The organism is candidate division KSB1 bacterium (assembly GCA_034521575.1).
Lineage (GTDB): Bacteria > Zhuqueibacterota > Zhuqueibacteria > Residuimicrobiales > Krinioviventaceae > JAXHMJ01.
Genome location: JAXHMJ010000005.1, coordinates 249312 through 274861, shown reverse-complemented (window position 1 = coordinate 274861; position 25550 = coordinate 249312). Strand labels below are relative to the sequence as shown.

Here is a 25550-nt window from a genome sequence, read left to right as displayed (position 1 = left end):
ATGGGTTTTGATTCGGTTAATTCCAAAACCCAGCCGATTGAGTTATCCCTGTATGAAAGTTGCTATTCCGATCTCCGGTTCATTGTTTGTTTTTCTCGGCGGTCTTTTAACGTCTGTTTTATCATTTCATAAAATAAAATCATTGTTCCATAAAGAAAAAACAAGCATAGTATTAATATCCTTTCTGTCCATAGTTTTCTTTATCGGGTTGGGTGTCATGGTGTCAAGCACAAGTCAGCCCGGTTATGCCGAGTACATCACCATCCAGCAGCAACCCAACATTCCCATGGGAAATGCGCAAGGCTATTATCCCGGACGCGTGGTATGGATACACAATGCCGATGCAACCAATGAGGAACTCACCAATCAAGCCATTTGTGATGGCGACGGCTGGTTCAAGCCTGAGCATAATGATCAGGGGGTGGTCGATGATATGCTGTCAAAAGCGGTAAAAGAAATAACCGGAGAGACCGATATTGTCAGAGCCTGGGACAAGATATTCAAAATCAATAATGCAAAAAGAGGCAAAGGTGACATTGGATATCAATTTGATCAGGATGAAAAAATATTTATCAAAGTGAATCGAACCAGCGCCTGGGGCATGGGCGGCTGGAACGCAAATATTTCAGATGATTTTACGCGGGGACAGAATACGTACTTTGGAACCTCGGAAACATCTCCTCAGCTGATTTTATCTTTGCTGCGGCATTTGGTCAATGAGGTTGGTATTGATCAGGCGAATATCTATGTGGGGGATCCCATGAAACACCTGTACAAGGCGGATTTGGATCTTTGGCTACCCGAGTTTCCGGATATTCATGTTCTGGATCATCATCGAACCGATGCCGGACGGGAGACCGTTGAAACAGGAGATTCTGCTATTTATTATTCGGACCGCGGATCGGTGCTCAGAACCGGAACCTGGACGAATATGGGGGATGGTGATCCGGTTTATCAGGATTATTTTTACAAGATTTTTGAGGACTGTGAGTATTTAATCAATGTGCCCACACTCAAGGGACATCGGCGAGCCGGTGTAACCATGTTTGCGAAAAATCATTTTGGATCGCATACCCGGGATGGAGCGAAACATCTGCATATGGGGCTGGTGTGTCCTGATGAACCCGGCAGAATACCTGAAAACGAACGCTATGATTATGGCATGTACCGGGTTCAGGTTGATCTGATGGGATGGGAATTTATCCGAAAAAAGGCTTTGATTTATCTGATGGATGCTTTGTGGTCCGCAGGACATGAAGTCATTCAGCCCTCCAAATGGAAAACCGCGCCTTTTAATCATGACTGGAGTTCCTCTATTTTTATTTCCCAGGATCAGGTGGCCATTGAATCGGTGGGATATGATTTTCTCAGAAACGAGTATACCCGGGAACGGCATCCGGACCTGAGCTATGCGCAAATGCAGGGCGCGGATGATTATTTACACCAGGCGGCGGATTCAGCCAACTGGCCGGAAGGTTTAATATCTGATCCGGAAAATGACGGCACTCCCATTTCGTCTCTGGGTGTTCATGAGCACTGGAATAACCCGGTTGATAAACAGTATTCAGAGATATCGGGACTGGATTCGGGGATCGAGCTGGTAACCCGGGATGCCAGCAATGATACCCAGGATGATACGGTACTTGTTCATCATGTGACGGATGTGCCTGTCATCGACGGCAATGCTGACGATGCATGCTGGCGGCAAACAGACTGGCAGGAAATCGGACAAACCTGGATGCCCTATGATGCCTTTGTGCTGTCCGATGATTTTAACGGCCGGTATAAATGTATCTGGAACAGCGACAGCAACCGGGTTTATTTTTTGGTGGACATTAAAGACGATGTCCTTGTGGATGGATATGAGGTCGGAGACGGCGGCTATTACAAATATGATGTTCTGGAACTGTTTGTGGATGAAGACTATTCCGGCGGACTGCATCAACAGGGCCAGGGCGCTCAGAATTCGGAAAATGCGTTTGCCTATCATATGAATGTGAATTTCCCGGGTGATGGAAACACGACACACGAATTGGTTGCGATGGATCAGTATGAATGGAATCAAACTGTAAATTACTCGGATCATTTCCCCGAATTTGCTGTGAAACAGTACAGTCATAAAAACATTTATGAATTTTCACTAAAGATGTACAGCGATGATTTCGATATTGATCAGCCGGAAGCGTCGCGGGTCAATCTGACTGAAAATAAAATGATCGGATTTTCCATGGCCTATTGCGACAATGATGATCCGGACGAGTCTCCCAAAACCCGGGATCATTTTTTCGGGTCGGTGACGGTTGCCCATCAGGATTCGAACAACCACTGGATCAATGCGGATCATTTTGGAACCATCATGCTGGTCGATACAGCGCAGACCGTTGCTGTCGCGGATAGAAACAGTCAACATATCATATCGGATTACAGTTTGATCCAGAATTATCCCAATCCCTTCAATCCGGTGACACAAATACAATACACTTTGCCGAAAAGCTCGCAGGTGCACATTGCGGTTTATGATATGACGGGCCGTAAAGTTGCAACGCTGGTGGATGAAACGCAGAACGCCGGAACTCATTCCATCAACTGGGATGCATCCGGGCTCGCGTCCGGTGTTTATTTTTACAAAATGACAGCCGGACTCTACAGTGCGGTTAAAAAATGTACCTTGATAAAATAAAACATTAGCAAGGACTCGTAATATTCGGGACAGCAGATTCTAGTCTGCTGTCCCGATAAATTTTTAACACTTTTATTTCAAAGCACTTTTTTTATCAGCTTGAATCAAATGGCTTGAAACGTATATAAAAATCTCTGCTTATCAAATTAAAAATTTGAATATGATCATTTTTCCCGTTGTACTCGTTTTATCGGGGATTATAGATTGAGAGGAGACGATCATGAAACGTGCAGAGGATATTTTGCAGTGGAGTAGATCATGACATCAAAATTTGTGGTTCTCATGCTGCTGATTTTGATGTTCAGCTGTGCACATGAACCGGCATACAAAACACACAGCGACAACGGCGACGGAACCTATACCAATCCCGTCATCCCAGCGGATTTCCCGGATCCGGATGTGATCCGTGTGGATGATACCTATTACTTTGTATCAACGACTATGTTTATTTTCCCGGGTGTAACCGTGCTCAAATCGCAGGATCTGGTCAACTGGGAATACTGCAGTCATGCCGTTCAGCGTTTTGATTACAGTCCCTGTTACAATCTGGACGGCTGCAATCGATACGGCCATGGTCAGTGGGCGACGAGTCTGCGCTATCACCAGGGCAAATTCTATTTGCTGTTCATCACTTTGGATGAAGGCGGATTTGTATGCACGGCAGACCGGGCTGAGGGTCCCTGGGCAATCCGGAAATTGCCACGGGGATTCTATGATCCCGGTTTGTTTTTTGATGATGACGGTAAAATCTATGTGGCGCATGGTTATAATGATATTTATATCACCGAAATTGATTCGAATTTTGTTGCCAAAGACAAAGATGTACTGGTGTATAGCGGTGATATACGAAAGGGTTTGGAGGGTGCGCATGTGTATAAAATCAACGGCTATTATTATCTCTACTGTACCTATGGGGGACTGGACGGATTTCAGGTTGCGTTGCGCTCACAGGATATCTACGGGCCCTATGAACAAAAAGTGGTGATTCGCGATACCACGCACGGCCCGAATTACGGCATACATCAGGGCGCCCTGGTGCAGACGCAGACCGGCGAATGGTGGACGATGCTGTTTGCCGATAGCGGCCCGTTTGGACGTTTCCCGTCGCTGCAGCCGGTTACCTGGGAGGAGGGATGGCCGATGGTCGGTGTGGACGGCAAAGCAGTGGTGACCTGCCGAAAGCCGGACGTCGGTCGCGAATACCCGGCCACCACATTGCCCACCTCGGATGAATTTGATAATTCTGAGCTGGGCCTGCAGTGGGGCTGGAACCACAACCCGGATTCGACAAAATGGTCGTTGACGGAACATCCCGGTCATTTGCGTCTCGAAACGGTAAGAGTTGCCGATAGTCTGCCTGTGGCGAGAAATACGCTTACCCAGAGGATGTTTGCCTGGTATTCCGATTCGGTTGCTACTGTGGGGACGGTCAAAATGAATTTTGAGCATATGATGGACGGTGATATGGCCGGATTGGCGGTATTCCAAAATCCTTATGCCTATGTCGGAATTTACAAACAAGACGGACGGCATTCGGCGGTGATGGTTAATAACGGCAAACTCGTTGAATCCGTACCGATTGAAACGTCCTGTATTTACCTGAGAACTGAACCGGTTCACGGGTCAGGCGCCGCTCTGTATTACGGCGGCGATACAGTTCCTGGCACCGGTACGGCAAGATTTTATTACAGTCTGGATAATAAGACGTTTACGCAAATTGGCAATGTGCTGCACATGCAGTTCAATTTATCGGTGTTTACCGGGAATAAATTCTGTCTGTTTCATTTTCCAAAAATACAGCCCGGCGGTTATGTGGATTTTGACTGGTTTCGTATGCAACCGCGTCTTTTTAGCAATTTGGACAAGGAATAGGTTTAGCTGTCATTGTTATACACTCAGTGGAGGATATAGAAAAGTTTAATTCTGAATACGAGTTCATTGCTGTGGCAAATGTACCAGGCTGAAACGACTAAAGATCCAGGCTGAAAGTGTTTCAGGACAAATTTTAAATATGATAGCATTAAAAGTGATAAAGGAATTAACATGTTCACTCAGCTTTTCAAGCGAAATCGGGTTACCTTTAATGTAAATGGATCAACTGATGGCTCTTTAACCTGTCAACCTGTAAAGTATTTTATTCTCATTCAGATATTGCTGTTTTCCGGGGTGTACAGCGAAACCATTACAATCAACGGAAAAATATCTTCAAACCGGATTCCCATACGCAATGCCTCTGTCACATTTATTGACATGGCAGACACCACGAAAAAAATATCGGCTTTAACAGATAATTCAGGCCGATACCGGATTGATATCGTCATATCGAATGTATCGGAAGCCGAGAATATCCCGGAAACATTCGAGTTATCACAAAACTATCCCAAATCCATTTCTTCTTCAACGGCGATATTGTATCAGTTAAATGTGCAATCTGATGTAACAATCACAATTTATGATGTACTTGGCAGAAGAGTCCGCAGATTTGTAACTGGAGCAAAGCAAGTCGGCGCACATCACATCGTCTGGGATGGCCGGGATGAGTTTGGCAATCGAGTGGCGAACGGGGTTTATTTTTACAAGATTCAATCTGATAAAGGGTCGATTGTCAAAAAGATGACCCTGGATCCGAGTGGGAGTCATTCTGTTGTTCTCTCGCAAAATTTTCATCCCGCATTGAGGAAAACACATCTGGTAGACGCGAATGCCTTTGCAATCAGGGTTGAGAACACGCCAGCAACTTCGCCTTTGCTGGTTCCCGAAGAGATGGAGCCTGTGACCATTCAAAATGATACGACTATAAATTTTTATGTCGAATATACACCCCTGGCAACATTTGATTTTGATAGCCTCCATCAAATTATTCAAGGATATGGGGCTGCGAGTCCATGGTATTTGCCGACAGCGACCGACTCTGAGATTGAAAGCGCTTTTGGGATGGATGTAGGGCAGATCGGACTTTCGATTTACAGGATAACGGTTGAAGCGGATAGTAATCTATGGGCCAAATGGATTCCTTCTACAAGGAAAGCCCAGGACATGGGAGCAAAAATTATTGCCGCACCCTGGTACGCCCCGGACCATCTGACTGAATACAGAGACGGTGAAACACGAATCAAGCTGGATAAATATGCCGAGTATGCCGACCATCTAAATTCTTTTGTAAAATTTATGGAAAAAAATGGCGTATCTATTTATGGATTATCTGTTCAGAATGAACCAGAAATGGGGGATTGGACAAACTGGTCTCCACAGGAAATGTTTACGTTCATGCGCGATTATGCCGGTGCAATAAAAGGGACCTATGTCATGTCTCCGGAGGTTTCCAACTTTGGTCGCTCATATTCTGATCTCATTCTGAATGATTCGACTGCCTGTGCGAATACAGATATTATCTGTGGACATATTTACGGCGGCGGTTTATTCGAATATCCGCTAGCCAAAGAAAAAGGAAAAGAGGTATGGATGACCGAGTATTTGATGGGTGAAAATAATTCGGGCAATAATATGTATTGGGCTATGGAACTTGCACATAATATCACTAATGTCATGCAGGCTGATATGAGTGCCTATGTATGGTGGACGATGATCAGGTATTACGGTCCTATAGGTGATGGAAACAGAGCCGCGAATCCTCAAGATCCCATGGAATATTATCCGGCGAAAGGAGAGGTGACCAAAAAAGGTTATGTTTTATCACAGTTTTCCAGGTTTATTCATCCCGGCTTTTTTCGGGTTGAGGGTGACCTCGCCCCTGTTTTGCGGGATGTTGATGTGACGGCTTATAAGCACCCGGCATCATCTAAAATGGTTATTGTTGCTGTCAATTCCGCTTCTTCTGAAAAAGAAAATGCGTTCAGGTTCAACAATAATATAATAACAACAACTTTTACACCCTATACAACATCGGAAAACAAGAACTGTGAACAGGGAAATCCGGTGGATGTTAAAGATGGATTATTCAAATATACATTGGAACCGCAAAGTATAACGACGTTTGTCTTACAATAACATGACAATTTATGTTCGGATTGCCGTATGAAAAAAATAATAATACTGTTTCTGTGTGTGTTGAACATTTTTACTGCTTTCAACCTGTCGGCTCAGAAAATTTCGTTGGTCTATGATGTAGAGAACACAGGTTCGGTGTGTGAGCCGCCTCCGTTACCCGCTTTTGAAGATCTTCCGGTTGTTGAACCGCTTCCTGATCCGTTTGTATGGTCCGACGGAAGCGGACGCGATACAACCTTTGCAAGCTGGAGCTGCCGGCGCGCCGAGATTGAACATTACGAAATCGGATTGAAACCGGACCGACCGGACAGCATCACGGCACGTTTTACCGGCGACACTCTTGTTAGCGTAAATGTTATACGGAACGGGGATACGCTGACATTGGCTTTGCGAATTACTTTACCGGCCGGAGACGGACCCTTTCCGGCTGTCATTGGTATGGCGCTGGTTCCCGGTTTTGGCAGCACCGGCAGTCTGCCCGTGGATATATTTACCAGCCGGAACATTGCTTCCATCGAATTTGTCCATGATCAGGTGACTACCTATGCCAACCCATTTACCGGCGCCAGTCCGTCAAATTCTGATCCGTTTTACCGGCTTTATCCGGACCAGAATCTCGATAATTCAGGCCAATACAGCGCCTGGGCCTGGGGCGTCAGCCGTTTGATCGACGGTCTGGAGCTTGTACAGGATAGCCTGGCAATAGACCTCGAGCGCCTCGCTGTTACGGGCTGTTCCTATGCCGGCAAAATGGCGCTGTTTGCCGGTGCATTGGACGAGCGGATCGCGCTTACCATTGCACAGGAATCCGGGGGCGGCGGTGCTCCGGCCTGGCGGGTCTCGGAGACCCTTGGAAATGTGGAAAAATTGCCATACCACGGATCACAACTGGTTCAAAGAAAGTATGTTTCAGTTTGGCCGTTTCAATGTATCCAAACTCCCCGAAGATCATCATGAATTGATGGCCATGTGCGCGCCCAGAGCGCTCCTGGTGACGGGCAATACCGATTATGAATGGCTGGCCAATCCATCTTGTTATGTTTCCGCAAGAGCCGCGCACAAAGTGTACAAAACATTCGGCATCGGGGACCGATTCGGTTTTTATATCGATGGTGGGCATGGGCATTGCAGTATCCCTAATAGTCAACGATCTGCCATTGAAGCATTTGTAGATAAATTTTTATTGGGTGATACTACGGCAAATACGAATATTACGGTTCATCCTTTTGATTGCATTGATGACTCCCGCTGGTTTGCATGGTGGGGGACCGGCAATCCGGTTTTTTCGCCAGAGGATAGCTTGGATAATGATATTCAAAGACTTTATTTTGAACCCGAATGCGAAACGGTGGGAAGCCATTGGGAAATTCATACGGATCGTAACGCATCGAACGGAAAATATGTAACCGTCAGGCCGGATTTGGAAAGTCTCTCAGAAGCACCTGTTTCAAATGAGGCGCGTATTTCTATTAATTTTACGGCAGACAGCACCACAATCTATTTTGTATATGCGCGTGTCAATTTTCCAACCGGGAATGATGATTCATTTTGGTTGCGAGTGGATGACGGCGCGTACGAAATGTTTAATTATTTAGGCACATCGGGTTGGAATTGGGTCAGGTTATCCAGTTCAAATCTGACAGCCGGCGATCATACACTTGCCATTGGCTATCGGGAAAATAGAGCTTTGATTGATAAAATATGCATTTCAACAAGCAGCAAGCTTCCTGAAGGTATGGGCAAAGAAGTTGAGAATTTGTGTGACCCTACAGGGGTTGGAAACAGCCTGGAAATGTCCGAGTGTTTTTCATTAAAACTAACCCATTTACAAGCCAAATATCAAATGCGGTCCTTTGAAAACTAAAAGTAAGTTACTTTAAATTATAACCGTGTTCAAAATCAAGGGCAGAAAAAATGAAAATAATTTCACTGTTTGTTGTAATTGGATTAACGAGTTATGCATTCTCCGATTATCCGATCGTATCGCACAGACATCTGGCAGATCCCGGCGCGCTGGTGTACAACGGGCGGGTTTATATTTACTGTTCGAATGATGACGATAATACCGAAGACGACGGATATCAAATGCATTCTATCGTGTGTGTATCAAGCAGTGATTTGAAAAACTGGACCGATCATGGTGTTGTTTTTCAGGTCCCTGAACATGCGTCCTGGGCGCAAAACAGCTGGGCGCCTTCGCCTGCTGAACGTGACGGCAAGTTTTATCTTTACTTTGGCAATGGCGGCAACGGAATAGGCGTTGCGGTTTCAGATCGTCCAACCGGTCCGTTTATCGATCCCATTGGACAACGACTGGTCAGTACAAGTACTCCCGGTGTGTTACCGGCTGAGAATATGTGGTTATTTGATCCCATGACATTTATTGATGACGATGGCCAGGCCTATATGTATTTTGGCGGTAACGGCGAGGATAATTTGCGCGTGATCAAATTGAACAATGATTTGATTAGTGTGGACGGGGCCGCAACCCGTTTCCATGTGCCCTATTTTTTTGAGGCGGCCTGGATGCACAAGCAAAATGGCGCTTATTATTTTTCTTACTGTACCAATCCGGGTAACGGGATGCGGATTGACTATATGACAAGCGACAATCCCATATCAGGATTCACCTACGGAGGCGTGCTCTCCAATCAGCCTCCCTATAATAACAACAATAACCATCAGGCTATATTCGAATTCGAGGGCGAGTGGTATCAGGCCTATCATAACCGGATTGTGGCTCAACAGGCTGGAATTCCCGCTACCTATAAACGCAACCTCGCACTGGATCAATTCAGCCATAATGAGGATGGTACGATCGAAACCTTGGTGAATACGGTGGACGGCGTTGAACAAGTCGGCCATGTCAATCCTTATGAACGGATGGAAGCAGAAACCATGGACGACCAAAACGGGATTGAAACCGAGGTCTGCAGTGCAGGCGGTATGAACGTGACGAGCATCGAAGACGGCGACTGGATCAAGGTTCGCGGCGTTGATTTCGGCGCGACCGGCCCGGCCGCTTTTACCGCCGGCATCGCAAGTGATCTGAAAATCGGCGATTTGACAGGCGGATCGATAGAAATTCGACTGGACGACAAAGCCGGACCGCTTATCGGAACTGTCCCCGTTTCGTACACCGGCGGACCGGATAGCTGGAAAACAGAAACGATTGCTGTGGATGAGGTGACGGGTATGCACGATGTCTGTTTTGTGTTTAAAGGTGAAAACGTCGAAAGTTTGTTCAACTTTGATTATTGGCAGTACACCCCGAAAACAGATGAACATACTCTTTTGGCGGTCAATGCGGTTGTTCAGGATTCTAAAATTGATACGGTTGACGGATACAACAACACGAATATCACAGTCAACGCTATGTACACCGATGGAAGCGCCGAAAATATTACCACAGAAACTTTTTTCACGTTCGATCCGGAAAACATTATATCAATCTCGGACAGTGTGGTGACCGGCCTTTCCTATGGCGCTGTGACGGTCATCGCCGCTTATAGGGATATGTCGGACCGTGTCAAGGTTGTTGTGAAGAACAGAGAAAGTGAGCTTGCAGTCTCCCGTATTTATACAGATGAAAGCGATATTGGATTATTTTCCGGGACGACAATGTCAATACAAGTTTGGGCGGAATTTAACGATGAACACGTTGAAGATGTGACCGAAAAAGCAACCTATGATAATCCCAAACCTGAAATTGTAAGCGTAGAAAAAGGCGTGATTACCGCGTTGAACGAGGGTGAGGTGGACATTACCCTAAGCTATCAGGGACAAATCGGTGACGCAAAATCAACAACGGTTCATGTCACGGTCAGTGCGGGGTCGGCTGTGTGGCTGGAACCGGAATGCGCGCAAGTCGGAGAGAATTGGGAGATTCTGAATGATGACCAGGCTTCCAATGGTCATTACGTCGCTGTTCAACCGGGTACGGAAAGTCTGGATCGCGCGCCTTCAGGCAGCGAGAATCTTATTGTCATTCCCTTTACTTTGACGGCAAGTGGCAATTTTTCTATTTATGCGCGTTTAAATTGCCCGACCTATGACGATGACTCGTTTTGGCTCAAACTGGACAATTCAGCATTTGAAATGTATAACGGGTTGGTGACCAGCGGCTGGGAATGGATCAAATTGGATGAGTATAGGTTAAGGGGTGGTGAGCACACCCTGACCCTAGGCTATCGTGAAGACGGCGCCAACCTGGATAAAATATGTATCTCGAACTATGACCAGGTCCCGGAAGGAATCGGCGGAAAAGCTGATAATCTGTGTAGCCCGTCAGGAGTGGAAAACAGCTCGAAACTGCCGGAGTGTTCTCTATTGGAACAAAACTATCCGAATCCATTTAATCCGGAAACGAGTATTCAGTTTTTCCTGGCAAGCCGTCAATATGTTATGTTAAGCGTTTATAATATTCTCGGTCATAAAGTGGTAACCCTGATCAATGAAGAAAGACAGGCAGGCACCTATACAATTCCATTTGATGCCTCTGAACTTTCAACCGGGACCTATTTTTATCGGCTGACAGCGGGAAAATTTGCTGATACTAAAAAATTTATTCTGGTTAAATAGTTTGCCGACACGATTTATGGCTGCAGGCTGCAAACCGTTCATCTGTTGAGGCCGGAAAGCCCGTTTTGTTCAGCTGATCCGCGATTTGCAGGCAAAAATGCGCTTGCGCGGTCTGTCCCCCGATATTACAGGAAACCGCACATTCCGGTATCCAATGCGGGCGACTCCATTTTCCCGGATATAAATGCCGCCTTTTCCTGTATCCGGGTCTGATTCTCAAGGCATTCGGCTGACCCTGCTGCCGTAAATCATACAGTTTGGTTGCCGTGCGCTTATGGTCAAATATCTTAAAATATATCGGAATACAGGTCATATTAACTCAAAATAGGGTAGTTTATTATATATTTGGAGAATATATTAGCAGAAGGAAAAAAGTGCAGTTTCACGATCATGCTCGGTACCCTTTGGGCGGAAATGTGTGGTGCATTAATGAAAGATAGATATTTCAAACCTGGAAACCTCAAAACTTTTCTGATATACGGGTTTTGTGATTAACTCATAATAGCCGATATTCGGCAGTCATTACATATTTTAGGAGTTATTTAAAAATGAAAACAATTCTTATCTCTATGTTTATATTCCTGGTGCCTGTTTTTCAGATCGCTGCGCAGGAAATTCAACAAAAACCGAGAATCATTAACATGACTGACCTGGGCGCCGATCCGGACGATGAACAATCTATGGTCCGCTTTCTGGTGCAGAGTAACGAATACGATGTTGAAGGACTGATTGTAACGACCGGCTGCTGGAAAAAGTCTCAGTCCAATATTAACATGTTGAATGATCTACTCAATGCTTATGGAGAGGTTGTTTCTAACCTTCAGGTACATGATGCGGAATTCCCTTCTCTCGAATATCTGCAGTCTATTTCCGTATTGGGTCAGCGGGGATACGGTATGAGCGATGTTGGCAATGGTAAAGACAGCCCGGGCTCTGAATTGATCATATCTGCTGTTGACAAAGATGATCCCCGTCCTATCTGGATTTGTTTTTGGGGAGGAGGTAATACCCTTGCCCAGGCGCTATGGAAAGTTCAGAATACCCGCTCAGAGGATGAACTGCAAAAGTTTATAAGCAAAATTCGTGTGTATGACGTTCTGGGTCAGGATAATGCAGGCACATGGATAGCCAAAAATTTTCCCGGTATCACTTATATCAGGGCCACGCAAGTCTATGACTGGCAGCCAAGTGACGGATGGCTGGACAGTCATGTACAAAACCATGGTCCCCTTGGAGCTGTATACCCTGACCGGAAATATGCGACCGAAGGAGATACCCCTGCATTTCTGCATCTTTTCCCGAATGGACTTAACGATCCCGATGAGGTATGGCAGGGCGGCTGGGGCGGCCGTTTTGGACGAGAAAAGCAACCTGCCGTTCGGGGTATGTCTTGTATGGCCGGGGAGGATCAGGTATATGATCCCTACTTTATGTATACTAACGCATCAAGTAGTAGCGGTATTCGCCGCTGGTCATCCGGGTATCATAATGATTTTGCGGCAAGAATGGACTGGTCTGTAACAAGTCAATATTCAGAAGCCAACCACCATCCTGCAGCTGTAGTAAATGGCGATACGACCAGAAATGTTTTAAACGTGTCTGCACTTCCCGGCTCCACTGTCGGGCTTAGCGCAGAGGGTTCATCTGATCCTGATGGACATTCGCTTTCATACAGATGGCTTTATTACAAAGAAGCGGGAACCTATAAGGGACGGCCTCTGACCATCAAAAATAGCAGCACAGCTACGCCCATCGTAACGATTCCTTCAGATGCTGATGGACAAGAGCTTCATATCATTTTAGAGTTACACGATTCAGGTCAGCCCGGTCTTTATGCATATCGGCGTGTGATCATAAATGTTCTTGATACAACCAGGCGGCGGGTAATGATATCGACGGATTTTCCGCCCTTTCCGGTCACGAACAGTGACCCGGACGACGTACAATCGATGGTTCGCTTTTTACTTTATGCAAATGAATTTGATATAGAGGGATTGATTGCTTCAGCAGGCACATTTGATATGGTAGCAGAAAAAAAGAATATTCAGGCTGTGCTGGATAAATATGATTTGGTTGATGAAAATCTCAGACAATATGATGAACAGTATCCTACCGCAGACGATTTGCGTGCTGTTACCTATGAGGGATTGGGTAATAATCATAATATTAATATAAAGTGGGGGTGCGATGAGCAATCCTGGACCGATATTATCGGACAAGGCAGGGACAGTGAGGCTTCTGACGCGATTATTGCTGCTGCAGGCAAAGATGATCCCCGGCCGATTTATATCTGTGTCTGGGGAGGTCCGCGGGAGATTGCCCAGGCAATATGGAAGGTGCAGAATACTCAAAGCCGCGAGGAGTTTGACACTTTTATCAGCAAGCTTCGTGTCTATCTGATTGCTTGTCAGGATGCAACCCACGAGTGGCTTGTGAGTAATTTCCCCGATCTGTTTATAATCGAGTCGAGAACAACCTACCAGGGAATGTTCGGTGCCGATAGTCGTGAATGGGTTGAAACAAATATTATTAACGACCACGGCCCCCTGTGTGCAATCTACCCTCCCTCAGCTATGGGAGGTGACGGTGTGATTGAGGGAGATACGCCTTCGTTTCTTTATCTGGTCAGTGCAAATCGTGGTATAAATGATCCTAAAGATCCAACGCAACCAAGTTGGGGCGGACAATATGTGCGCAATGACTCGACGAATCATTATATTGACGGGCCGGGCAAATCATCGATTTCAATGTGGAGCGATGACTTTCAAAAGGAATTTATGGAGCGTGCAGATTGGTGTCTTGATGATACGCCTGTTAACGACATAGAGGTTTGGCTGGAAGCTGAATGCGCCGCAGTGGGTGATAATTGGGATATCCTGAGCGATGCACGGGCATCCAATGAAAAATATGTTACTGTAAAACCGGGTGTAGAAAGTCTTGAGCAGGCGCCTGCGGGCAGTGAGAATACCATAGTTATTCCCTTTTCTGTGGATACAAGTGGAAGCTTTTCAATATATGCCCGAATTAATTGTCCGACCTATGATGATGATTCGTTCTGGGTCCGGGTGGACGACGAAAGTTTTATCATGTACAACAGTTTGGTGACCAGCGGCTGGGAATGGATGAAGTTTGATGATCATATGCTGAGTCCGGGAGAACACAGCCTGACCATAGGCTATCGTGAAGATGGCGCCCTGCTGGATAAAATCACTATTTCAAATACCGGAATAGCCCCGGAAGGAATGGGGGGAGAGGCTGAAAATCTATGTGACCCGACAGGGGTGGAAAATAGATCGGAAACGTCCGAGTGCTTTCTATTGGAACAAAACTATCCGAATCCATTTAATCCTCAAACCAATATTCAATATTTTCTGCCAAATCATCAGCATGTCACTTTAGATGTTTATAATATTCTTGGCCATAAAGTGGCAACTCTTGTCAATGATGAAAAACAGGCAGGCACGTATACAATTCCATTTGATGCCTCTGAACTCTCAAACGGCACCTATTTTTATCAATTGAAGGCAGGACAATTTGTTGATACCAGAAAGATAATGGTACTCAAATAATGCAGGATAAATGCCGTTTAATAAAGAATTACAGCCTGACTTTTCAGCTATCGAATACCGGGAAATTTTCCGGCGGGATTTTTTTTGCAGGTTCAACACCAAATGCTCGTTTTGTTTGTATGCTCCATGATTTGCAAGTAATGTAAAGTATCGTTCTTTGTTGATTGAGAGGTGAAAATATGAAACGCAATGTCAACGAAAAAGACATAATAAAGGGTATCTTTTTTGTGATGGTCATGCTGCCCCTGTTGGTGTTGGCAAACAGTTCTGACTCTGAAATGAAAAACAGCCCCCGGCAGCGTATCTCGATCAACGCCGACTGGCGTTTTTTCAAGTATGAATCAGCAGATCAAGCCGATTCACTGATTTATGATGTGCGGCCCGAGGTGCCGGATAACTGGACCTTTGGGCATGCCGATGATGAACCAACCGAAGCGGAACATGTCACATCTTCAAAACAGGTATTAAAACCCTGGATTCTTCCCAGCGGCAACGACTTTATCAAGAATCCGGACAACCGCCACTCGCGACCGGAAGGTCACCCCGGACATGACTTTGCCTTTGTGCAAAAAACCTTTGATGACCGCTCATGGGAGCAAGTGGATCTGCCGCATGATTGGGCGATCAAAGGCCCCTTTTATAAAGGTAAAGAACCCAAAGTTCGTGGCGGCATGGGACGCTTACCCAGTCCGGGCGTCGCCTGGTACAGAAAAAAACTCGATATTCCGGAATCGGATGCTGGTAAATCAATCTTTCTCAACATCGATGGTGCCATGTCGTATGCGATGGTATGGCTGAATGGCAACCTGGTGGGGGGATGGCCGTTCGGCTATGCATCCTGGCGTCTGGACCTAACCCCTATGTTGTTCCGGGTACTGAAAACCAGCTGGCTATTCGATTAGACAATCCCAGATCATTCTTCACGCTGGTACTCCGGCGGCGGTATTTACCGCAATGTTTGGCTGACTAGAACACATTCCGTGCACGTCGGACAATGGGGCACGTTTATCACGACGACCGATGTGTCAAGCGCATCTGCTACGGTCAATTTAGCTGTGACGGTTGATAATGATTCAGAAACGGATGTGGCTGTCAAAGCCGTGACCCGGATTTACCCGCTGAGTGCTGATGGTCAGACATCCGAAACAGCTGTGACCGCTTTTGAACCGCTTGACATAACGATTTCGGCAGGAGAGAGCAAACAAACTGAATCCAGTGTGATTCTAAAAAACCCCGAACTGTGGGGGCCGCCTCCGGGTCAGAGTCCCAACCGTTATGCCGCGGTCACGACATTATGGCAGAATGAAAAGCCTGTGGATCAATATATAACCCGCTTTGGTATCCGGTCTCTGCGTTTTGATCCGGATTCCGGGGTTTTTGTAAATGGCGAACACATCTACATCAAGGGTGTTAATCTGCATCACGATCTCGGCGCGCTGGGTGCGGCGTTCAACATCCGTGCTGCCGAACGTCAGTTAAAAATACTTCGCGATATGGGTTGTAACGCCATCCGCACCGCACACAATCCACCGGCTCCTGAACTGCTGGAATTGACGGACCGTATGGGATTTCTGGTGGTGGACGAGATATTTGACATCTGGGCGCGCAAAAAAACACCTCTTGATTTTCATCTCATCTTTCCGGACTGGCATGAACCTGACCTGCGCGCGTTTATCCGCCGCGACCGCAATCATCCGTCGGTGATTATGTGGAGTTTCGGCAATGAAGTCGGCGAGCAGTACACCGGTAAAGAGGGGGCGGCTCTGGCGCAGCGGCTGCACAACATTCTAAAACAGGAAGATTCCACCCGGCCCGCGACCGCATCGATGAACTATGCCAAACCGGATATGCCGTTCTCGCCGACACATGGATTTAATCAGTCTGAATTATCAGGGAGAGGGAATCCGCAATGCACCGGCCTATTCGCATCTCAACGGCATCACCACGTCTCCGCTGTATCCGGCGTTTCATGAAAAATATCCTGACAAGGTGATTGTCAGCAGTGAAAACGCAGCGGCGCTGAGCAGCCGCGGCACCTATGTGTTTCCGGTGCATAAAAGTATCAGCGCTCCGATCAATGACAGTCTGGGCTGTGATCCGGAGCATCATTATGTCAGTGCCTATGAACTGCATACCGCCGATTTCGGGTCTTCAGCAGACAAGGTGTTCCGTTCTCTGGACCGGCATCCCTATGTGGCCGGAGGATTTGTATGGAGCGGCTGGGATTATCTGGGAGAACCGACGCCTTTTTACTCAGCACGCAGTTCGTATTTTGGCATTATTGATCTGGCGGGATTCAAAAAGGACCGGTATTATCTGTATCAGTCGCGCTGGCGTCCCGACCTGCGCATGGCGCATATCCTGCCGCACTGGAACTGGCCGGACCGCATCGGCAAAGTCACACCGGTGCATGCGTTTACTTCCGGAGATCAAGCCGAGCTGTTTCTGAATGGTGTTTCACTCGGAAAAAAAGAAAAGAAACAATACGAATATCGTCTGCGCTGGGATGATGTGGTTTATCAACCCGGTGAGCTTCGGGTTGTTACCTATAAAAATGGCGAACCCTGGGCTGAAGATACGGTTCAAACCGCCGGGAAACCGGCTCGGCTGCTAGCCTCTGTTGACCGCAAAACCATCCGGGCTGATGGTAAGGAACTGGCCTTTGTCACGGTCAAAGTCGCTGATAAGAACGGTCTGACGGTTCCGACGGCTGATCATGTGATTCATTTTGAGGTAACCGGTCCCGGCGAGATTGTGGCTACTGATAACGGCAATCCGACGGATTTTACACCATTTCCGTCTCAGAAACGAAAGGCTTTTAACGGACTGGCTTTGGGGATCGTACGGTCGCGGTCAGACGATTCGGGGTCTATCACTCTTACCGCAAAATCGCCCGGACTCGAGGCCGCTAAAATTATAGTCAAGAGTCAATGATGATCGTGAAACAATATTGGATAAACAAAAGAGACTGAAAAATGACACTTGAATGACTGGAGAAATAGTTGCAACGTATTATAATAGCTTTTTATGTGGTATAGCTTGTATAATGCTGTAATCCATAGGGTTTACATGATGATAAAAAGGAAAAAGCTATGAATTCTGCACTTTTGCAGTTCTTTGCAAAATATTTTAAAATAGTTCTAATTTTTGCTTTTTCAATCAGCACAGATTAGATTTATGCTGAAAATGATACCCCGATAAACCTGGTGGTTGATCCTGCTCAAACCGGTCCGGTGATTAATAAACACATCTTTGGCCAGTTTGCTGAAAACTTGGGACGCGGTATCTATGAAGGGATTTGGGTGGGTCCTGAATCGGACATACCGAATACAAAAGGAATACGAAATGATGTGGTGGAGGCTCTGAAAACTCTCAATGTACCCAATGTTCGATGGCCCGGCGGCTGTTTCGCTGACGAGTATCACTGGCGGGACGGCATCGGCAAACCGGAAGAACGACAAACCCGAATCAACGCCAGCTGGGCCGGACGCATTGAACCCAATACCTTTGGCACACATGAGTATTTTGATTTTCTCGAACAGATAGGAGCTGAAGCGTTTATTTCCGCCAATGTCGGTTCCGGCACCGTCAAGGAGGCTGCTGACTGGCTGGAGTATTTGACTGCCGAAAAATCAACACTTGCCAAGGAGCGGGCCCGTAACGGCCATCCTGAACCCTATAAAGTGGCCTTTTGGGGGATTGGAAATGAAGTCTGGGGCTGCGGCGGCCCGTTTACAGCCGAAGAATATCTTGTAAAACTAAAGCGTTTTTCCAATTTCAGCACCAATTATAACAATGATATGCAGACGCAACAGGTGGCCGTAGGACCGGATGTAACCGGTTTTGCGGAATACACCGAGGTGATTATGAAAGCCTGGTCCACAAAAAGCTGGGCATGGGACATTCAGGGACTGTCGTTGCACCGCTATACTCGAAATGGATGGCCGCCCAATATTATTGCCACCGGTTTCAATGAACATCAGTATGTTTCAGTGATAGAAGAAACCCTTGGTATGGATGAATTTATTGCCGGCAATAAAGCAATCATGGACCAATACGATCCTGAAAGAAAAGTATCGATTTTAGTGGATGAATGGGGAACCTGGTATGCGCCTGCTGAAGGCACCCCTGACGGGTATCTCGAACAGCAGAATTCACAGCGCGATGCCATTGTTGCAGCATTGAATTTCAATATATTCATCAGACACGCCGATCGGGTTCGCGGAGCGAATATTGCTCAAATGATTAATGTCCTGCAGGCTATGATTCTCACAGACAAAGAAAAAATGATATTGACACCGACCTATCATACATTCCGTCTGTATGTGCCCTTTCAGAATGCTACCCGGCTCGGGATCGACTATGATGCGGGTCATTATCAGGTTGAGGATATAAAGCTGCCGCGTGTTGACGCCATTGCAGCAAAAGGAGAGAATGGCACGATTCTGTTGGCTGTCACCAATATCGATCCAAACAAGCCCGCTATGATCGACCTCTCATTGAAGGATTGTTCGATAATTCGTGCCAAAGGCGAGACTCTCTATGCATCCTCAATTGATGCAATCAACACCTTTGAAAAGCCGGAAAATGTGTTGCCTGAAACCCTTGATCTTGTTGTCTTTGAAAATAAAATTTCACTGACTCTATCGCCGCAATCTGTGACTGTGGTTTCAATGGATGTCCGATTAAAAGAGTGATGAAAAAGGTATTCAAATATGATTACAACAACAGAGCAGCCGGTTTTGCAAAATCATCAAAAAAACAAGTCGGAAGTAAATCTGTAATTAAAAACATTGAGAGTGAATATGAGACAAAGAATTATCTTGGTTGTTCTCTTTTTGTTTAGCGCTGTTGTCTCCGGTCAGGATTTTGCTGACTATGCCCTGACCCCGCCCATGGGCTGGAACAGCTGGGATTGTTTCGGTCCCACTGTGACCGAGCAGGAAGTCAAGGTGAATGCCGATTATATGGCAGAGTATTTAAAATCCTACGGCTGGGAGTATATCGTGGTGGATATCCGCTGGTATGTGGAAAATCCGAAAACTCATGGCTATAATGAAAGCAATCCGGATTACGTTATGGATTCATACGGAAGATTCCTGCCGGCGGTAAACCGGTTTCCCTCTGCTGCCGGGGGTAAAGGATTCAAGCCGCTGGCTGATTATATTCATAGCAAAGGTCTAAAGTTCGGCATCCATTTCATGCGCGGTATTCCCAAGATAGCAGTTGAACAGAATACTCCGGTATTGGGCAGTGATGCCACAGCTCAGAATATCTACAACACGGAGCAATTATGCACCTGGCTAGGTGATATGTACACTGTGGATGCTGATAAAAAGGGCGCGCAGGCATACTATAATTCGCTGTTTAATCTGTACGCTGCCTGGGATGTTGACTTTGTCAAGGTGGATGATCTGTCGCGTCCGTATCATAAAGATGAAATTGAAATGATTCGGCACGCCATTGATCGGTGCGGACGCCCGATGGTGCTCAGCACATCGCCCGGAGAAACGCCGATCGAAAATGCTCAGCATGTCAGCGCCCATGCCAACATGTGGCGGATTATCGGTGACTTTTGGGACAACTGGTCTCAGGTGAACGAGCATTTTGCCCTGTTTGAAAAATGGATTCCCTATATGGAACCGGGACACTGGCCGGACGGCGATATGCTGCCTCTGGGACGAATCGGTATTCGCGCTGAACGCGGTGACGATCGAATGAGCCGATTGACCCGCGAAGAACAGATGACCCTGATGTCGCTTTTTCTGATCTGCCATTCTCCGTTGATGTTTGGCGGACATTTGCCGGATAATGACGCGTTTACCAAAAGCTTGCTGACCAACGAGGAAGCGCTGGCTGTTTTAAAAAACAGCGAAAACAACCGGTTGCTGTTTAACGACGGTGAGGCAATCGCCTGGACTGCCGATGATCCGGATAGCCGGGGAAAATATATCGCACTTTTCTATTCAGGCGATCAAAAACCGATTCAGGAGAATCTGGCATTGTACACCAGTCCTGTGATCACCCACAAACCCGGCGAACAGTCGACGCAAATCGATGTGGACATCACAGGCGCTGAAAAACTGTATCTGGTGGTCACGGACGGCGGAGACGGCAGTCACTGGGATCACGCGGACTGGATCGAACCGACACTGTCCGGTGAAAACGGTTCCCTTCAACTGATTAATGTGCCGTGGGTTCAGGCGACCTCCGGATGGGGAACGACCACCGTAAACAAGAGTGTCGGCGGTAATGAACTCATTGTGGACGGCCAGGTATATGAGAACGGCATCGGCACGCATGCGCCCTCGATTATCACCTATGATATCCCCGATGGATATGATACGTTTTCCGCGCTGGCCGGACTCGATGGCGAGTGCGTACAGCACACGGACGGGGCAACGGTCAGATTTCATGTGTTTACGCGCTATCCGACCGGCGCATCGCCTCAGGATTCGATAAAAATCGATTTGAAACTCGAACAAATCGGTATCACAGAGAGATGCCGGGTTCGTGATTTGTGGACAAAAAAGGATATCGGCGAATTCAATGACAACATGTCCGTATGGGTCAAAAAACATGGCGCAAAGTTGCTAAAAATATATAAACTCAACAGGTCTGAAGAATAGTAATCCATTTTGAAAGTGTTAACCCCACGAGACATCCAACATGGAGTAACTTTATGAAAAAAATAGCAATCATTCTACTGCTCGCTCTTGCTTTTTCAGTCTTTGCTCAGACAGCGACAATTAAAATCGATCTCGATCGAACAATCGGAGAGATCGATCCCAAAATGTATGGGGTGTTTATGGAACCGATTCATTTCAGCGGCGCACGTATGGGATTGCCCGATACCGCCGGTTTTAATACGCTTTATGGAAATTTATACGATCCGTCTCATCCGCTTGCCGATGAAAACGGATTTCGGACCGATTATATCGAAGCGATGAAGGAGTTGAAAATTACCAACATGCGTTGGCCCGGAGGCAATTACGTCATGGGCTATAACTGGCAGGACGGCATCGGGCCCAAAGACCAGCGGCCGGCGCGCATCAACCTCGCCTGGGGCGGAATCGATAACAATCACGTCGGCACGGATGAGTGGATTGCCCTGAACAACGCCATCGGCAGCCAAAATGTGATTTGTGTCAATCTGGGTCTCGCCACGATACAGGATGCCTGTTACTGGGTTGAATACTGCAATTACGACAAAGGCACCTACTATTCCGATCTGCGAGCCGAGTACGGCCATGAAGAACCGTATAATATCAAGATTTGGGACCTCGGCAATGAGGTGGACGGCGAGCCCTGGGAACTCGGTCATAAAAACGCGGCGGATTACGTCAAGATTGCCAGAGAAGCGGCCAAGGCCATGCGGTCCGTGGATCATTCAATAAAGCTGGTCGCGTCCGGTTCATCGTATTATGAGAGCACTGGCAAGTGGGTGGACTGGAACTGGAAGGTGTTGACCGGACTCGGCGATGTGATCGATTATATTTCCGTGCATCGCTACTGGGAACAATCGGAAGATTATTATACGTTCATGGGACAAAGCGCTATGGATTTCGAAGAAAAGATCACCGTTACGGCTGCCGAGATCAAAGCCGCGAGAGCCATGAAAGGTTTCAAAAACCCCGTCTATATTTCTTTTGACGAATGGGGCGTTTGGGGACGCGATTTTTTGTCCGTTTTGCCCATAGCGCAATGTCTGAATTCCTTTCTGAGTCATGCCGATGTGGTTAAAATGACCAATTTTACGTTGATGACTTCTCTGTTGAGTATGGACCGGGAACACGGAACTTACAAGTCACCCTTATTTCATACTTTTAAATTGTTCTCGAATAACTGTCTGGGCCGGTCGCTCGACACTCATGTCGAATGCGATACCTTTAACACCGAAAGATACAAAGGGATTCCTTATCTAAATGTGACAAGCGTGTACGATCCGGAAAAGAACGTCGTCTATTTCAACGTCGTGAACCGGCATAAAATCGAAACCCTGACCGCGGATATTCTCAACAGTGGTTGCACATTTAAGGGAAAAGCGGTCGCCAAACTCGTCACTGTCGATTCACTGACTGAACCCTTTAGCTATGACAAATGCGACCAATATGTCCCGCAAACCGACGAGTTCCCGGTCACGGATAACAAATTCAGTTATTCATTTCCGCCGCATTCTTTTGTCCAAATTAAGGTCAATGTTGAAAAGTAACATCGAATAATATGAATTTCGGAGAGGATATGATACAGAAAGCGCTGCTGATCACTTTAATCGCGCAATGTTTACTGGCGCAGACTGACTCGTTGCTGAGATTGTGGTACGATCAACCCGCCGAGTACTGGGTTGAAGCCCTGCCGGTGGGCAACGGCCGCCTCGGCGCCATGGTTTTCGGAACACCGTCCCGGGAAAACGTTCAACTCAATGAACATACAATCTGGGCCGGACAGCCTTATCGAAATGACAGTCAGGACGCCAGAGATGCCCTGGCGCCAGTCAGGCAACTGATTTTCGATGGCAAGTATGAGCAGGCCCAGGATCTGGTCAACCGGTCATTCATCGCACGGAATGCACACGGGATGCCGTATCAAACAGCCGGCAATCTGCATCTTTTATTCCCCGGACATGAACGGACTCGAAATTATTATCGTGAACTGGATATCGGGTCTGCTGTGGCGACCACGCGCTATGACATGGACGGTGTCACATATCAGCGTCAGGTCTTTGCGTCCCATCCGGATCAGGTCATAGTGGTCAACCTGATGGCGAGTCAACCGGCAAGCATCAGTTTTACCGCTTTGCTGAATCATCCGGCGCCGGTCGATTTGTCCGTTATCGACGGCAACCGATTGGTCATGTCCGGCGTGACCAGCGATCACGAGTCCGTTCCTGGGGGGGCCGGTTTCAGGTACAGGTCAACGTCACCGCAAACGGCGGTCAGGTCTCGGCGGAAGCAGGGCGTATTCGGGTCAGCGGCGCCGACACTGCAACACTTTACATTTCCATTGCCACGAATTTCAAGAATTTTCACGATATCAGCGCCGTTGCCGAAGAACGAGCTGAACGGTTTCTGCGGAATGCTCTGCGGAAACCTGTGCACCAGGTCCTGAATGATCATATCGCTGATTATCAGCGCTATTTCAACCGGGTCCGCCTATATCTGGGCGTTACTGATTCGGTGAACAATCCCACCGATATTCGGATCGAACAGTTTGCGCAGGCACATGATCCGCAGCTGGTCGCTTTACTGTTTCAGTATGGTCGCTATTTGTTGATCTCATCATCGCGTCCCGGCAGTCAACCGGCCAATCTGCAGGGCATCTGGAACCACAGGCTTTTACCGGCCTGGGACAGTAAATATACGGTCAATATCAACACGGAAATGAATTACTGGCCCTCGGAAACCACAAATCTCAGCGAGCTGAACGAACCGTTGATTCAGATGGTGCGTGAGGTTGCCGTTCAGGGCGAACAGACCGCAAAGACGATGTATGGCGCTGACGGGTGGGTGTTGCATCACAATACGGATATCTGGCGTATGACCGGCGCCATCGACGGAGCGTTTTGGGGGATGTGGCCTATGGGCGGGGCCTGGCTCTGTCAGCATGTGTGGGAAAAATATGCGTTCAGCGGGGATATCGATGTTCTGAAATCGGTATACCCGGTGCTGAAAGGCGCGGTCGAATTTTATCTAAATGTTTTAATTAGGGAACCGGAGCACGGCTGGCTGGTCGTTTCTCCATCAATTTCTCCGGAAAACGCGCCGGCCTGTCATCCCGATGTCTCTCTTGCCGCCGGAACCACCATGGACAATCAACTGCTGTTTGATTTGTTTACCCGGACCATTCGAGCGGCGGAGCTGTTGAACCGGGACCCCGAGTTTATAACGCGCATCAACCGCGCGCTTGAACAATTGCCCCCGATGCAGATCATACAGTACGGTCAATTGCAGGAATGGATGCACGACTGGGATGATCCCGACGATCATCATCGGCATGTGTCGCATTTGTACGGAGTGTTTCCCGGAAACCAGATATCGCCGTTTCGCACGCCAGAGCTGTTCGAAGCCGCCCGCACCTCGCTGTTATTTCGCGGCGATCCTTCGACCGGCTGGTCGATGAACTGGAAAATCAATCTATGGGCGCATTTCCTCGACGGGAATCACGCCTGCAAGCTGATGCGGGAACAGATCAAACCGTCGCGGCATGGGGATTCGGACGGGAATGGATTTTCTGAAACAGGCGGCACCTATCCCAACCTGTTCGACGCGCACCCGCCGTTCCAGATCGACGGTAATTTCGGGTTTACATCCGGTGTGGCCGAAATGCTGGTGCAAAGCGACGACGGCTGTATCGATATTCTGCCCGCGCTTCCCGATGCATGGGATACCGGCAGTGTTGCGGGTCTGCGCGCCCGCGGCGGATTCGAGCCCGCTGTCCGATTCAGGTGCAAGGATCCGCTGAGATGAAACCGGCCCGGGGCGAAAATCCGAATCCGTTTTACTGGATTCCTGAAATCAAAAAACCGCTGATTTCAGACGCCGCCGAGCTCAATGCGGTCGATATTGAACCCACGTTTATGTATGATCTGTCCACGCAGGCCGGAGGAGTTTATACGCTCAGGACTTTTTAAATGATGATGCATCCCTAAAATATTGCATGGAGGACTTAATATGAGGTCGATCCTATTCCCTCAAAGGTATTTCCGGGGCGAA

The 25550-nt window shown here is 47.4% G+C and carries 13 protein-coding genes and 1 pseudogene; all 14 read left to right on the top strand.

Translation table 11 applies throughout. The annotated features are described in order from the left end of the window. Positions 1 to 52: 52 nt before the first annotated feature. The 14 genes and pseudogenes from U5R06_14015 (at position 53) to U5R06_13950 (ending at position 25468) form a co-directional block, all read left to right on the top strand. Positions 53 to 2680, top strand: a complete 2628-nt coding sequence (locus U5R06_14015; GenBank protein MDZ7723883.1) for a sugar-binding protein — start codon at positions 53 to 55, stop codon at positions 2678 to 2680. A gap of 258 nt (positions 2681 to 2938) precedes the next feature. After that, positions 2939 to 4552 carry a glycoside hydrolase 43 family protein gene (locus tag U5R06_14010; protein MDZ7723882.1) on the top strand — a complete coding sequence of 538 codons (1614 nt, stop codon included), beginning with the start codon at positions 2939 to 2941 and terminating at the stop codon, positions 4550 to 4552. A 171-nt stretch (positions 4553 to 4723) separates the two neighbouring features. Further along, the gene (locus U5R06_14005) at positions 4724 to 6688 is read left to right on the top strand and encodes a FlgD immunoglobulin-like domain containing protein (GenBank protein ID MDZ7723881.1); all 1965 of its coding nucleotides are present in this window, start codon (positions 4724 to 4726) and stop codon (positions 6686 to 6688) included. 27 nt (positions 6689 to 6715) lie between these two features. Further along, entirely contained in the window at positions 6716 to 7645 is a 930-nt protein-coding gene (locus U5R06_14000) for a hypothetical protein (GenBank protein ID MDZ7723880.1), read from the top strand. Further along, entirely contained in the window at positions 7545 to 8552 is a 1008-nt protein-coding gene (locus U5R06_13995; GenBank protein MDZ7723879.1) for a hypothetical protein, read from the top strand. Before U5R06_14000 ends, U5R06_13995 begins: the two co-directional genes overlap by 101 nt. A gap of 50 nt (positions 8553 to 8602) precedes the next feature. Then, the gene (locus tag U5R06_13990) at positions 8603 to 11269 is read left to right on the top strand and encodes a family 43 glycosylhydrolase (protein ID MDZ7723878.1); all 2667 of its coding nucleotides are present in this window, start codon (positions 8603 to 8605) and stop codon (positions 11267 to 11269) included. Between the two features lie 548 nt (positions 11270 to 11817). Next, positions 11818 to 14838 (top strand): DUF1593 domain-containing protein, encoded by a 3021-nt coding sequence (locus tag U5R06_13985; GenBank protein MDZ7723877.1) that lies wholly within the window; start codon positions 11818 to 11820, stop codon positions 14836 to 14838. Positions 14839 to 15068: 230 nt separating this feature from the next. Continuing rightward, positions 15069 to 17772, top strand: a pseudogene (gene galB, locus U5R06_13980) (beta-galactosidase GalB). Positions 17773 to 18044: 272 nt separating this feature from the next. Next, positions 18045 to 19535 carry an alpha-L-arabinofuranosidase C-terminal domain-containing protein gene (locus U5R06_13975; protein MDZ7723876.1) on the top strand — a complete coding sequence of 497 codons (1491 nt, stop codon included), beginning with the start codon at positions 18045 to 18047 and terminating at the stop codon, positions 19533 to 19535. 108 nt (positions 19536 to 19643) lie between these two features. Further along, positions 19644 to 21467 carry an NPCBM/NEW2 domain-containing protein gene (locus U5R06_13970; GenBank protein MDZ7723875.1) on the top strand — a complete coding sequence of 608 codons (1824 nt, stop codon included), beginning with the start codon at positions 19644 to 19646 and terminating at the stop codon, positions 21465 to 21467. Between the two features lie 53 nt (positions 21468 to 21520). Further along, positions 21521 to 23050 carry an alpha-L-arabinofuranosidase C-terminal domain-containing protein gene (locus U5R06_13965; protein ID MDZ7723874.1) on the top strand — a complete coding sequence of 510 codons (1530 nt, stop codon included), beginning with the start codon at positions 21521 to 21523 and terminating at the stop codon, positions 23048 to 23050. A 29-nt stretch (positions 23051 to 23079) separates the two neighbouring features. Further along, positions 23080 to 23946 (top strand): glycoside hydrolase family 95 protein, encoded by an 867-nt coding sequence (locus U5R06_13960; GenBank protein MDZ7723873.1) that lies wholly within the window; start codon positions 23080 to 23082, stop codon positions 23944 to 23946. Then, positions 23931 to 25304, top strand: a complete 1374-nt coding sequence (locus tag U5R06_13955) for a hypothetical protein (GenBank protein ID MDZ7723872.1) — start codon at positions 23931 to 23933, stop codon at positions 25302 to 25304. The genes U5R06_13960 and U5R06_13955 overlap by 16 nt, the downstream gene beginning before the upstream one ends. Continuing rightward, positions 25301 to 25468, top strand: a complete 168-nt coding sequence (locus U5R06_13950; GenBank protein ID MDZ7723871.1) for a hypothetical protein — start codon at positions 25301 to 25303, stop codon at positions 25466 to 25468. The genes U5R06_13955 and U5R06_13950 overlap by 4 nt, the downstream gene beginning before the upstream one ends. The last annotated feature ends 82 nt before the right edge of the window (positions 25469 to 25550 follow it).

Excerpts from the sequence above, each read along its gene's own strand:
- U5R06_13990 (MDZ7723878.1), top strand. The coding sequence starts at position 8,603 with ATGAAAATAATTTCACTGTTTGTTGTAATTGGATTAACGAGTTATGCA.
- U5R06_14000 (MDZ7723880.1), top strand. The coding sequence starts at position 6,716 with ATGAAAAAAATAATAATACTGTTTCTGTGTGTGTTGAACATTTTTACT.
- U5R06_14005 (MDZ7723881.1), top strand. The coding sequence starts at position 4,724 with ATGTTCACTCAGCTTTTCAAGCGAAATCGGGTTACCTTTAATGTAAAT.
- U5R06_13985 (MDZ7723877.1), top strand. The coding sequence starts at position 11,818 with ATGAAAACAATTCTTATCTCTATGTTTATATTCCTGGTGCCTGTTTTT.
- U5R06_13965 (MDZ7723874.1), top strand. The coding sequence starts at position 21,521 with ATGAAAAAAATAGCAATCATTCTACTGCTCGCTCTTGCTTTTTCAGTC.
- U5R06_14015 (MDZ7723883.1), top strand. The coding sequence starts at position 53 with ATGAAAGTTGCTATTCCGATCTCCGGTTCATTGTTTGTTTTTCTCGGC.
- U5R06_13950 (MDZ7723871.1), top strand. The coding sequence starts at position 25,301 with ATGAAACCGGCCCGGGGCGAAAATCCGAATCCGTTTTACTGGATTCCT.
- U5R06_13970 (MDZ7723875.1), top strand. The coding sequence starts at position 19,644 with ATGAGACAAAGAATTATCTTGGTTGTTCTCTTTTTGTTTAGCGCTGTT.
- U5R06_13995 (MDZ7723879.1), top strand. The coding sequence starts at position 7,545 with ATGTGGAAAAATTGCCATACCACGGATCACAACTGGTTCAAAGAAAGT.
- U5R06_14010 (MDZ7723882.1), top strand. The coding sequence starts at position 2,939 with ATGACATCAAAATTTGTGGTTCTCATGCTGCTGATTTTGATGTTCAGC.
- U5R06_13960 (MDZ7723873.1), top strand. The coding sequence starts at position 23,080 with ATGATACAGAAAGCGCTGCTGATCACTTTAATCGCGCAATGTTTACTG.